Raw genomic sequence first — 11,838 nt, 5'->3', positions numbered from 1 at the left:
GCGCGCAAGCCATCGGCCACGACGGCGTGGACAAACGCATCGACGTGCTGGCCACCGCGCTCAAGGCCGGAATGACCGTTCACGACCTGGCCGAACTCGAATTAGCCTACGCGCCGCCTTACGGATCAGCCAAAGACCCCGTCAACCTCGCCGGCATGGCCGCGCAAAATGTGCTCGCCGGTGATGTGGCGCTCACGCAGTGGAACGAAGTTGCGGCGCTCGATCCCCGCACCACGTTGCTGCTCGATGTCCGCCGTCCCGACGAACGCGCCCGCGGATTCATTCCCGGCTCGACGCACATCCCGCTGGATGAGTTGCGCCAGCGCCTGAACGAGCTGCCGCGCGATCGCGAAATCGTCGCCTACTGCCAGAGCGGCCAGCGCTCCTACAACGCCTCGCGCATCCTGAGCCAGCATGGCTTCCGCGCGCGCAACCTCTCGGGCGCGTATCGCACCTGGCAGATCACCCAACCATCTCAAAATGAAAACCATCCAAGTCTATGACCCGCCCATGTGCTGCGCCACCGGCGTCTGCGGCACCGACATTGATTCTGATCTCGTCAGCTTCGCCGCGATGCTCTCGCAACTCGGCACGCAAGGCATCAAAATCGAACGTTACAACCTCGGCCAGCAGCCGATGGCCTTCGTGCAAAATCCGGCCGTCAAAGCCTTGCTGGAGGCAGAGAAGACAGAGGCACTGCCGCTCATCTTTCTCGATGGAGAGCTTCGACTGAAGGGGCGCTACCCGACCGCCGAAGAGCGTCCAGCCTTCTTCCGCGCGGCGCTCGGCAAGGATGAGGCGGTGGCCTCGTGAACTTGCCGACCTACCTGCCCGATCCTGCCAAGACCACGCGCTATCTCTTTTTCACGGGCAAGGGTGGCGTGGGCAAAACTTCGCTCTCGTGCGCCACGGCCTTGAAGCTCGTCGAGGCGGGCAGGCGCGTGCTGCTCGTGAGCACCGACCCCGCTTCCAATCTGGATGAGGTGCTGGAAACGAAACTTACGAACCAGCCCACGCCCATCGCCGGTGCGCCGGGGCTCGATGCGCTGAACATCAATCCCGTGGAAGCCGCGGCGGCGTATCGCGAGCGCTTGATCGGACCGGTGCGTGGCCTCCTGCCGGAGGCGGCGTTGCGCAGCATGGAGGAGCAGCTTTCCGGATCATGCACGGTCGAGATCGCGGCCTTCGATGAGTTCTCGGGTCTGATCAGAAATCCAGAGGCGGTGAAGGATTACGATCATGTCGTCTTCGACACCGCGCCCACCGGCCACACGCTACGGCTGATGAGTCTGGCTAAGGCGTGGGATCAATTCCTCGACGCCAACACCAGCGGCACGTCCTGCCTCGGCCCGCTCGCGGGTTTGGAAAAGCAGCGCGTCATTTACGAAGCCACCGTCAAGACGCTGGCCGATGCCACCGCGACTACGCTCGTGCTGGTCAGCCGTCCGCAACTCGCTGCCCTGAGAGAGGCGGAGCGCACGTCCAAGGAATTGCGCGCCCTCGGCGTGAGCAATCAGTGCCTCATCATCAACGGCATCTTTGAAACCAAGTGCCCCGCGGATGTCACCGCGCAAGCGATGCAGAGGCGAGGGCTGTCTGCTTTGGCGTCGGCGAGCGCCTTCATCGGCAGCCTGGCCAGTTTCATCGTGCCACTGAGGCCGATCAACATTCTCGGCATCGCCGGACTGCGCGTGCTGCTGGATGGCGATGGCAACGCAACCGGCACGCCGCCGCTGCGTGACGACTGGACACTGCCAGAAATGGAAAGCCTCGAAGACCTCGTTGCCGTCATCGAGCAGCAGGGCAGCGGCGTGGTGATGACGATGGGCAAAGGCGGCGTGGGCAAAACCACCGTCGCCGCGGCCATCGCCGTGATGCTGGCGCGGCGCGGCCATCCCGTGCATCTCAGCACCACCGATCCCGCCGCACATGTCGCGCAGACGCTGGCGGGTCAGGTGGATGGGCTCATGCTCAGCAAGATCGATCCCGCAGCGGAGACCGCTGCCTATCAAGCGGAGGTCATCCACGCGCAAGGTGCCGCGATGGACGAGGCCGCCCGGTCCTTGCTGGAGGAAGACCTGCGCTCGCCCTGCACCGAGGAAATCGCCGTGTTCCGCGCTTTCGCCCGCGAGGTCGGTCAAGGAACGAACCGCTTCGTCGTGCTCGATACCGCGCCGACCGGCCACACGCTGCTTCTGCTCGATGCCAGCGAGGCTTATCAGCGCGAACTGGAACGTCAGGCCCGCACGACCCAGCCCGAAGAAGTGCTGCGACTGCTGGAGCGGCTGCGCGATCCAGCGTTCACCCGCATCCTCCTCGTCACGCTGCCGGAAGCGACGCCCGTGCATGAGGCCGCCGCATTGCAGGAAGATTTGCGCCGCGCGCACATCGAGCCGTTTGCGTGGGTCATCAACCAAAGCCTGCTCCAAAGCGGCTCCTGCGATCCGCTGCTTCAACGACGCGAAGACGCCGAGCATCGCTACCTTCGCGAAGTTGTGGAAAACCACGCGGCCCGCACCGCCTGGTTGCCCTGGCAGCCGGAGGAACCCATCGGCCCGGATGCGTTGGCGCAATTGGCATCGTCCAATCTCGAACCCGTTCTTGTCCACGCCGCGGACTGAACCTTTCGCGATGAAAGCCACCTTGGAGAAGCCACCGGCCCGCGGAGCAGAAAGCCGCGCGATACCTAAAACCGCTCAAGCGCTGCCGCCCGGTTTGCCTTGGTATTCGCCGACTCGTCTTTGGCAGCGAAAGTCCACGTTCATCGCGGCGCTTTCCATCACGGCGATCGTCGTCCATCTGGTGCTCCGCTTCGGCCTCCACACGTTGGCGAGCGCTTACCAGATTCCCTTGCTGGCCACGCTCGTTCTCGGCGGCTTGCCGATGCTCTACGATCTTCTGCGGAAGTTGCTCAAGCGGGAGTTTGGTTCCGATCTTCTGGGCGGCATTTCCATCATCACCTCCGTCCTGCTTGGCGAATATCTCGCGGGCACGATCATCGTGTTGATGCTCGCAGGAGGTGAAGCGTTGGAGAGTTACGCGCTGCGCAGCGCCTCCTCGGTGCTCGCCGCGCTGGCGAAGCGGATGCCATCGGTCGCTCATCGCAAAAGCGGACCGGACATGCTCGACGTTGCGTTGGCGGACATCGCCGTGGGTGACACGCTCGTGATCTATCCGCACGAGATTTGCCCGGCGGACGGCGTGGTGACGGAGGGCCACGGCGTGATGGATGAATCCTACCTGACGGGCGAGCCCTTCCAGATCACCAAGACCTCCGGCTCGACGGTGATCTCGGGCGCGGTCAACGGCGAGTCGGCACTCACCTTCCGCACGACCCAGCTCGCGGCGGATTCGCGCTACGCGAAGATCATGGAAGTGATGCGCGAGTCGGAGAGCAAACGTCCCCACTTGCAGAGGCTGGGCGATCAACTCGGCTCGATCTACACGCCGGTGGCACTGAGCGTGGCGGCATTGGCGTGGGTGCTCAGCGGTGAGTCGATCCGCTTCCTCGCGGTGCTGGTCATTGCCACGCCGTGCCCGCTGCTTCTCGCCATCCCGATCGCGATCATCGGCTCGATTTCCCTCTGCGCGCGGCGGGCGATCATCGTCAAGACGCCAGTGGTGCTCGAACAAATTGCCGGATGCCGCACCGCGATCTTCGACAAGACCGGGACGCTCACCTACGGCGAGCCGAAGCTCACGGAGCAGCTCCTCGCGCCCGGCTTCGAGCAAAAGGAAGTGCTGAAACTCGTGGCGAGCCTGGAGCGTTACTCGAAGCATCCACTGGCCCGCGCCATTCTCGCTGCCGCGAAGGAAGCGGGAATCACGCTCCCGGAAGCAACCGAGGTCGGAGAGGAGCCGGGCCACGGGTTGCGCGGCATCGTCTCCGGCCATGAGTTGCAGGTCACCAGCCGGAACAAATTGCTCGCGCAGAAAATCACCGGCGCTGAGCTTCTCCCACCAGTCGCCGGCGGACTCGAATGTGTGGTAGTGATCGATGGCAAATACGCCGCAGCCTTGCGCTTCCGTGATGCGCCGCGCGCGGAAAGTCGATCGTTCGTGAATCACCTCGGACCGAAACACCATTTCGACCGCGTGATGATCGTCTCGGGAGATCGCGAATCGGAAGTGCGTTACCTCGCCGAGCAGGTCGGAATCACCGAGATTTACGCGCAACAAAGCCCCGAACAAAAACTCGCGCTCGTTCGCGCGGAAACGGCGAAAGCGAAGACGCTCTACGTCGGCGACGGCATCAACGACGCCCCGGCGATGATGGCTGCCACGGTCGGCATGGCGATCGGCCAAAACAGCGATGTGACCGCCGAAGCCGCCGGCGTCGTCGTCATGGATAACTCGCTTAAAAAGGTGGACGAGTTCATGCACATCAGCAGTCGGATGCGGATCATCGCCCTGCAAAGCGCGGTCGGCGGCATGGCGCTGAGCGTCATCGGCATGATCTTCGCCGCCACCGGCCACCTCAGTCCGGTGAACGGCGCCATCGCTCAGGAAATCATCGACGTGCTGGCCGTGCTGAACGCATTGCGCGCGGCCTTTCCACCGAAGGTCATTACCGACCTATGACCGCGAGCCCGCCATCGCCCGAAGCCGGTGCGGATTCCAAAGCGGCTACGGCTCAATGGGAGGCCGGTCCATCGGGCGGTGAATGCACGGTGAAAGTGGGCGGCGATTGGCAGCTCAGCGACCCGGTTCCGAATTGGTCCGCGCTGCTCAACCAGCGAGCGGCGACCGACGTGCGCGTGATGCCGCAGGATCTCGGCAAGTGGGACACCTCGCTCGTGCTCTTCCTCGTGCATGGCCGCGCGTGGTGCGTGGCGTCAAAGCACGAATTTCTCGCTGAAGCGCTCCCCGACAATTTGCAGAAGCTCCTGCAGCAGGTCGCGGAGGTCAGTGCGCAAAAGACGAAACGGAAGGCGTCCATCGAATCGCCCTTGGTGCTGGCGAGCAGCATCGCGAAAAAGTGGACAGGCAAGGTCACGGAGGTCGTGGCGTTCGTCGGAGAATGCACGCTCGGTTTCGTGGGCCTGGTCAGAAATCCGGGCCGGTTTCGCTGGATGGATTGGCTCGTCCAGATGCAGCAGTGTTGGGTCACGTCGCTGCCTATCGTCGGCTTGGTCAGCTTTCTGGTCGGAGTCATCCTGGCCTTTCAAGCAGCCTTGCAGTTGCGGCAATTTGGAGCCGCCATTTTCGTCGCCGACGTGGTCGGTCTGACCGTCGTGCGCGAGATGGGGCCGATGATGGCGTCGATGATCGTCGCCGGTGGTACGGGCGTCGGATTCGCCGCTCAGCTCGGCAACATGAAAGTGGACGAGGAAATCGACGCCTTGGAAACGCTCGGCATTGCGTCAGTGGATTTCCTCGCGCTGCCTCGGTTGCTGGCGGTGACGGTGATGATGCCGATCCTCGTGGTCTATGCGAACGTCCTCGGCATCCTTGGAGGGATGTTCGTCTCTGCGGTGATGCTGGATATTCCCGTGTCGGCCTATTGGATCGAGACGCAGGAGAGCGTGGGCGTGTCCGATGTCACCAGCGGCTTAGTCAAAAGCGTGTTCTTCGGCATGGCCATCGGGCTCGCCGGATGCCTGCGCGGCATGAAGTGCGACCGGAGCGCCTCGGGAGTCGGCACGGCCACATCTTCGGCGGTTGTTACCGGCATGATGCTCATCGTCCTGGCCGACGCGGTCTTCGCCCTCATCTACAATGTGCTCGGGATCTAAACACGGATGAGTACCACGACCCCAGCGAGCGTGATCGAAGTGAAGAACCTAGCCTGCGGGTACGGCGACACCGTGATTTTGCAGGACATATCCTTCGCCGTTCATGAACGGGAAGTTCTGTTCGTTATCGGCGGCAGCGGATGTGGAAAAAGCACGCTTCTCCGCTGCCTGATCGGACTGCTCAAGCCGTTGCGTGGAGACGTTTCTTACTTCGGTAAGAGCTTCACCGCAGCGGATGCCACCCAGCGCCGAGAGATCCTGAAAACCTTCGGCGTGCTTTACCAAAACAACGCGCTCTGGAGTTCCATGACGCTGGCGGAAAACGTGGCGCTACCGCTGGAAGAGCACACGTCACTGACGCGCGAGTATCGACAGGAAATCGTCGCGCTTAAAATGACCCAGGTCGGCCTTGCCGGCTCCGAAGAGCAGTATCCATCGGAACTCAGCGGCGGGATGAAAAAGCGCGCGGCGCTGGCTCGCGCGCTTGCGCTCGATCCGGCGATTGTCTTTTTCGATGAGCCATCGACGGGACTGGACCCGATCACGTTGCGCGAGATGGATCGGCTGATTCTCCAGGTGCGCGACACTTTCGGAACGACGATGGTCATCGTCTCCCATCAGCTCTCCAGCGTTTATCGGCTCGCCGACCGCGTCATCGTGCTGGACCGCGAAGCCAAAGGGATCATCGCCGAAGGCGTGCCTGCCGAGTTGGCCGCTACGAGCACCGACGCGCGCGTGCGGGGCTTTCTGAATTTGGAAGCCGATCTCACAAGGCGCCATGAACCCGGCCCTCCGTCTCCTGCCAAATGAAAGCGAAACTCAGCCCCATCGTGGTTGGCTCGTTTGTCTGCGGCGCCCTCTTGCTTATCGTCGTGGCGCTCCTGTCGTTTCGCTCCCTGCATCTTTTTTCCAAGCCCGGACGCTTTGCCGCCTATTTTGATGAATCCGTGCAAGGACTGGATGTCGGCAGCGCGGTAAAGCTGCGCGGCGTGCGGGTGGGCCGCGTGATGAGCATCGGCGTTCACTATGATGCGAAGGACCGAAAGTCGCAGGTCTTTGTCATCGCGGAGTTGGATCAGGATGTCGTCACCGATCGCGGTGGCGAGCTGCTGAAGCTGGCCGATCGCGCCACGCTGCAACGACTGATCGCGGAGGGACTGCGCGCCCAGATCAACCTCGTGGGAATCACCGGCCTGCAATACGTCGAGCTGGACTTCCTCGATCCGCAAAAATTCCCCGCACCGCCGGTGGAAGCGGCTGCGCAATATCTCGTCGTGCCCGCGGTCTCCTCGGGCATGTCCGAGATGATCGCCAACCTTTCAAAGGTGGTCACCGATTTGCACGATGCGGATTTCGCGGGGCTTTCGCGCGAACTCAAAACCCTGCTGGCAACGGCGAACCATCAGGTCGGCGAAGTGGACCTGAAGGGCATGGTCGCCCAAGTGACGGGCGCGGCGAATTCCATCGAAGCGCTCGCCAATTCCGCAGATGCCAAACTGGCTTTTGCCAACCTCAACAAAACCGCGACCGATGTGCAGGCGCTGGTCGCGAAGCTCGACACCCAAGTCGAGCCAGTGCGCGAGGAACTGGTGCGCACGCTGCATTCCTTCCACGACGCCGCGGAGAATGTCCGCAAACTCGCCGGCCCGCAAAGCGGCTTGGGCGAAGAAGCCTTCAAAACCCTCCGGCACATCTCGGACGCCGCCGATTCGCTGCAACGCCTCGCCGACTATCTGGAGCGCAACCCGAACGCTTTCATCTCCGGCAAGAAGGCACCCCGATAACGACGCGAATGACCAGCTATCCCATGCCACTCACCTCCTTTCTTTGGCGAATGCTCGCGCTGCTGCTTTGCCTGTCCGCCGCTGGCTGCTCCGTGTTGCAGCCGCACACCGATCCGACGCGCTTTTATATGCTCACCTCGCGGCCCCAAGCGCACGACACTGCGGAGCGAGGCGAACGCAAGCGATGGAAGGTCGGATTGCGCCCCGTTGACGTGCCGGCCTATCTGCGGAACAAAGCGATGGTCGTCCGCACTCAGGTCAATGAAGTCACTTTCGCGGACTTCGATTGTTGGGCGGGACCACTCGATCAAGGCATCGCTCGCACGATGAAAGACGCGCTCAGTTCCTCCAGCAACGTGGAGAGCGTCACACTGGATTCCTTCGGAAGCGACACGCTGGATTACCAAATCGCGATCCGCATTCTGGCCTGCGAAGGCGTGCGGGCAGCGGATGGAAGCAGCTCGATTCGCTTCTCCATGTCTTGGGAAGTGCGATCAGTCGCTGCCAACTCCGCCGTGACCAAGCGCGGCGTCTTCACCGCGCCTTCAGCGCCTTGGGACGGCAAGGACTATGGGCAGTTCGCCGAGCGAATCAGCGATGCAATCACCGGAGCGGGCCAGGCACTCGCAGCGGCTTTGCCGATGAAAACCACTCAATGAATCTCGCTGACCTTCAGTCTGACTACGGGCGCGGGACGCTGGAGCGCGAGGATCTCGATGCGGACCCGATTGCGCAATTCAACATCTGGATGCTAGCGGCCTGCGAGTCCGGGATGATCGAACCGACGGCGATGAGTCTTGCGACGGTCGCTTCGGATGGCTGCCCGCTGCTGCGCACCGTTTTGCTCAAAGGAATCGATGCGCGCGGTTTCGTGTTCTTCACGAATCTCGAAAGCCGAAAGGCGCGGCACCTTGCCCACAATCCGCACGCTTCATTGCTCTTCCCGTGGCTGGCGCTCGAACGCCAGGTGATCGTCACAGGCCGCACTGAAAAGCTCTCGGTCGCCGAATCTTTGCGCTACTTCCTGACCCGCCCGCGGGACAGTCAGTTGTCGGCGTGGGCGTCTGCCCAATGCTCGATCATCGCCTCGCGCAAAATGCTCGAAATGGAGTGGGCACAAATCAAAACGAAGTTCGGTGAAGGCGAAATCCCGCTGCCTTCGTTTTGGGGTGGCTACTGCGTGCAGCCGCGGACGATCGAATTCTGGCAGGGCCGGCCCGGGCGATTGCACGACCGGTTTGAATACACGCGGCAGCCCGACGACTCGTGGCGGTTGGATCGGCTGGCGCCTTGAGTTTGGTTACCCGACCGAGACGAGCGTATTCGCGTATAGCTCTCGGCTATCGCGCAGGTCCGGGAGAGGTATTGGCCGGATGCCGTGGCCACCGCGAGATTTGAGGTCGCGACTGGTTGGACGGCCTCCTTTCTCGGCGAGAACGAAATGAACAGCAACATAACGAACCCAACGACCGAAACGCCAAACAGTGCTGCTCCTCTTGACGAGAGGCAGGTGGCGCAGGCGCTGGCGGCTTCGGAATTACGCTATCGGCGGCTCTTCGAGTCAGCCAAGGACGGCATTCTCATCTTGGATGCCGAGACGGGGATGGTGGTCGATGTGAACCCGTTCCTGGTCTCCCTGCTGGGCTTTTCACATGAGGAGTTTCTCGGCAAGGCGATCTGGCAACTGGGGGTCTTCAAGGACGTGGTCGCCAACGAAGAGAAGTTCGCCGAGTTGAAGGAAAAGGAATACGTCCGCTACGAAAGCCTGCCCTTGGAAGCCCGCGACGGGCGACGGATCGAGGTCGAATTCGTCAGCAATGTCTATCTGGTCAGCGGGGCCAAAGTGATCCAGTGCAATGTGCGCGACATCACGGAGCGCAAGCGTGCCGAGACGCATCTCAAGCTGTTGGAGACTTGCCTGGCGCGGCTCAACGACATGGTGGTTATCACCGAAGCGGCACCGCTGTCGGAGCCTGGGCCGCGGATGGTCTTCGTGAATGACGCCTTTCTGCGATGCACGGGCTATACGCGGGGGGAGGTGATCGGCCAGTCGCCGCGCATATTGCAGGGACCGAACACCAGCCGATCCGAGTTGGATCGCATCCACGCGGCGCTCGACGCGGGGATCCCCGTGCGCGCGGAACTGATCAATTACCGAAAGAGCGGCGAGGAATACTGGATCGAACTCGATATTGTCCCGGTCCTTGACCCCGCCGGGCTTGCTACGCATTTCGTCGCCGTCGAACGCGACATCACCGACCGTCGGCGTGTCGAGGCGCGGTTTCGCCGCCTGGTCGATTCCAACGCGCAGGGCGTGATGTTTTGGAACACCGCCGGCGCGATCAGCGGAGCCAATGACGCCTTCTTGCAGCTCGTGGGCTACACCCGCGAAGACATGGAAGCCGGACGCATGAACTGGCTCGCGATGACACCGCCGGAATATGCCGATCTCGACAGGCGTGCGCTGGAAGAGATCACCGCGAAGGGAATCTTCTCGCCGTTTGAAAAAGAATACTTCCGCAAGGATGGCTCGCGCGTGCCTCTGCTCGTCGGCGCGGCGGCATTCGAGGACGCTCCCACCGAGGGCGTCTGTTTTGCTCTCGACCTGACCGAACGCAAAAAGCTCGAACAGCAGTTTTTTCGCGCGCAGCGCATGGAGAGCATCGGCACGCTGGCCGGCGGCATCGCGCATGATCTGAACAACGTGCTCTCGCCGATCATGATGTCGCTGGAGGTGCTGAAGATGAAGTTCACCGAGGCGTCCAGCCAGGAGCTGCTGGCCATCCTCCAGACTAGCGCGCAACGCGGATCCGACTTGGTCAAGCAGGTGCTCTCGTTCGCCCGCGGCGTCGAGGGACAGCGGATCGAAGTCCAGGTCCAGCACCTCATTCAGGAGATCGAAAAGATCGCGAATGAAACCTTCTTAAAGCACATCCGAGTGCTGACCGTCTTTCCACGCGACCTGTGGATCGTCCTGGGCGATCCCACCCAGCTTCATCAAGTGCTGATGAACCTTTGCGTCAACGCGCGCGACGCAATGCCGGAAGGGGGCACGCTGACCATCTCCGCCGAGAACCTCACCCTCGACGCGCACTACGCCGGCATGAGCATCAACCCGGAGGCCCGGCCCGGTCCTTACGTCTTTCTTCAAGTGAGAGACACCGGCACGGGCATGCCCGGGGATGTCATCGACAAAATCTTCGATCCCTTTTTCACCACTAAAGGAGTGGGCAATGGCACCGGGTTGGGGCTTTCGACAACGCTCGGCATCGTGAAGAGCCACGGTGGTTTCATCCGCGTTTATAGCGAGATGGGGAAAGGCACGACCTTCAAAATCTATCTCCCCGCGCAGCCCGTCGGGTCGGCAGAAGCAGCGGCGAAAACCGCGGGCAGTTTGCCGCGCGGCCACGATGAACTGATCCTCGTCGTGGATGACGAGGATGCCGTGTGCCAGATCACACGGCAGACGCTCGAAACCTTCGGCTACCGCGCGATCCTCGCCGCCAATGGCGTCGAAGCCCTGGTCGTCTATGCGGCTCATCGGGCGGAGATTGCCGTCGTGCTCACGGATATGATGATGCCGCTGATGGACGGCCCGGCGACCATCCGCGCCCTGCTCCAGATGAACCCCGATGCCTGCGTGATCGCCGCAAGCGGCCTTGCCGCCAGCGACCACGTCGCGCAAGCCACCAGCCTCGGCGTGAAGCATTTCCTGCCCAAGCCCTACACCGCGGAGACGCTGTTGAAGGTGCTGCGAGAGGTGCTGCCGCTCAGGTTGTAGAAGCTTTGCGCTCCGCGGCGCGGTCTCCAAAATCATTCACGAGCGATGAGCCCGACTTCCCTCTCTTCACCTTCTACTGGTCGTCAGGCGCTCGCCTTGTTTGGCTGGCTGGCGCTGTGTTTCGCGGCTTCCGGCACCGCCGTCTTCATTTCCACGGACGGCTGGTATGCGACATTGCACAAGCCGTCATGGAATCCGCCGCCGTGGGTCTTTGGCCCCGCGTGGAGCCTGCTCTATGTCTCGATGGCCGTCGCGGCGTGGCTGGTCTGGCGCGAAGGCGGATGGAAGGCGCAGGGACGAACGCTAGGATTGTTTCTTCTCCAATGGCTGCTCAACGCGCTGTGGACTCCGCTCTTCTTTGGCTTGCACCGACCGGGTCTCGCTTTCGCGGAAATCATCCTGCTCTGGCTGGCTATCGCGGCGACGCTGGCATCGTTCTGGCGGGTCAGGAAAGTCGCAGGCGTTTTACTGGTGCCCTATCTAGCGTGGGTGAGTTTCGCCGCCGCGCTAAACTTCACCATCTGGCGGCTGAACGGCT

11 protein-coding genes are annotated in these 11,838 nt (G+C 62.2%); all 11 read left to right on the top strand.

Annotation, left to right across the window (positions count from 1 at the left end):
• Window positions 1-503: rhodanese-like domain-containing protein (locus ABJF10_RS23680; protein WP_348547091.1), on the top strand; the 503-nt coding region annotated here is incomplete at its 5' end.
• Complete coding sequence (arsD, locus tag ABJF10_RS23675; protein ID WP_348547090.1) at window positions 481-813, top strand: arsenite efflux transporter metallochaperone ArsD; 333 nt, start codon at window positions 481-483, stop codon at window positions 811-813. The genes ABJF10_RS23680 and arsD, both read left to right, overlap by 23 nt.
• The gene (gene arsA, locus ABJF10_RS23670) at window positions 810-2,621 is read left to right on the top strand and encodes an arsenical pump-driving ATPase (RefSeq protein WP_348547089.1); all 1,812 of its coding nucleotides are present in this window, start codon (window positions 810-812) and stop codon (window positions 2,619-2,621) included. The genes arsD and arsA overlap by 4 nt, the downstream gene beginning before the upstream one ends.
• A gap of 10 nt (window positions 2,622-2,631) precedes the next feature.
• Window positions 2,632-4,581 carry a heavy metal translocating P-type ATPase gene (locus ABJF10_RS23665; protein ID WP_348547088.1) on the top strand — a complete coding sequence of 650 codons (1,950 nt, stop codon included), beginning with the start codon at window positions 2,632-2,634 and terminating at the stop codon, window positions 4,579-4,581.
• Window positions 4,578-5,735 (top strand): ABC transporter permease, encoded by a 1,158-nt coding sequence (locus tag ABJF10_RS23660; RefSeq protein ID WP_348547087.1) that lies wholly within the window; start codon window positions 4,578-4,580, stop codon window positions 5,733-5,735. Before ABJF10_RS23665 ends, ABJF10_RS23660 begins: the two co-directional genes overlap by 4 nt.
• Window positions 5,736-5,765: 30 nt before the next feature.
• Window positions 5,766-6,545, top strand: coding sequence for an ATP-binding cassette domain-containing protein (locus ABJF10_RS23655; protein WP_348547086.1), 780 nt, complete (start codon window positions 5,766-5,768; stop codon window positions 6,543-6,545).
• A complete protein-coding gene (locus ABJF10_RS23650; protein WP_348547085.1) occupies window positions 6,542-7,519 on the top strand; it encodes an MlaD family protein in 978 nt (325 codons plus the stop codon). The genes ABJF10_RS23655 and ABJF10_RS23650 overlap by 4 nt, the downstream gene beginning before the upstream one ends.
• Before the next feature lie 23 nt (window positions 7,520-7,542).
• Window positions 7,543-8,178 carry an ABC-type transport auxiliary lipoprotein family protein gene (locus ABJF10_RS23645; protein ID WP_348547084.1) on the top strand — a complete coding sequence of 212 codons (636 nt, stop codon included), beginning with the start codon at window positions 7,543-7,545 and terminating at the stop codon, window positions 8,176-8,178.
• Entirely contained in the window at window positions 8,175-8,813 is a 639-nt protein-coding gene (gene pdxH, locus ABJF10_RS23640; RefSeq protein WP_348547083.1) for a pyridoxamine 5'-phosphate oxidase, read from the top strand. The genes ABJF10_RS23645 and pdxH overlap by 4 nt, the downstream gene beginning before the upstream one ends.
• A gap of 147 nt (window positions 8,814-8,960) precedes the next feature.
• Complete coding sequence (locus ABJF10_RS23635) at window positions 8,961-11,300, top strand: PAS domain S-box protein (RefSeq protein ID WP_348547082.1); 2,340 nt, start codon at window positions 8,961-8,963, stop codon at window positions 11,298-11,300.
• A 45-nt stretch (window positions 11,301-11,345) separates the two neighbouring features.
• Window positions 11,346-11,838 (top strand): TspO/MBR family protein (locus tag ABJF10_RS23630; RefSeq protein WP_348547081.1); only part of this gene is annotated, 493 nt, incomplete at its 3' end.

It is taken from the genome of Chthoniobacter sp., assembly GCF_040003245.1.
In the GTDB taxonomy this organism is placed as follows: domain Bacteria; phylum Verrucomicrobiota; class Verrucomicrobiia; order Chthoniobacterales; family Chthoniobacteraceae; genus Chthoniobacter.
Note: the sequence above shows the minus strand (reverse complement) of the source record. Positions and strands in the feature narration are given on the sequence as shown.

What these genes read in the sequence shown, in the direction of transcription:
- ABJF10_RS23650 (WP_348547085.1), top strand. Translation starts at nt 6,542, where the DNA reads ATGAAAGCGAAACTCAGCCCCATCGTGGTTGGCTCGTTTGTCTGCGGC.
- ABJF10_RS23635 (WP_348547082.1), top strand. Translation starts at nt 8,961, where the DNA reads ATGAACAGCAACATAACGAACCCAACGACCGAAACGCCAAACAGTGCT.
- arsD (WP_348547090.1), top strand. Translation starts at nt 481, where the DNA reads ATGAAAACCATCCAAGTCTATGACCCGCCCATGTGCTGCGCCACCGGC.
- pdxH (WP_348547083.1), top strand. Translation starts at nt 8,175, where the DNA reads ATGAATCTCGCTGACCTTCAGTCTGACTACGGGCGCGGGACGCTGGAG.
- ABJF10_RS23645 (WP_348547084.1), top strand. Translation starts at nt 7,543, where the DNA reads ATGCCACTCACCTCCTTTCTTTGGCGAATGCTCGCGCTGCTGCTTTGC.
- ABJF10_RS23665 (WP_348547088.1), top strand. Translation starts at nt 2,632, where the DNA reads ATGAAAGCCACCTTGGAGAAGCCACCGGCCCGCGGAGCAGAAAGCCGC.
- ABJF10_RS23660 (WP_348547087.1), top strand. Translation starts at nt 4,578, where the DNA reads ATGACCGCGAGCCCGCCATCGCCCGAAGCCGGTGCGGATTCCAAAGCG.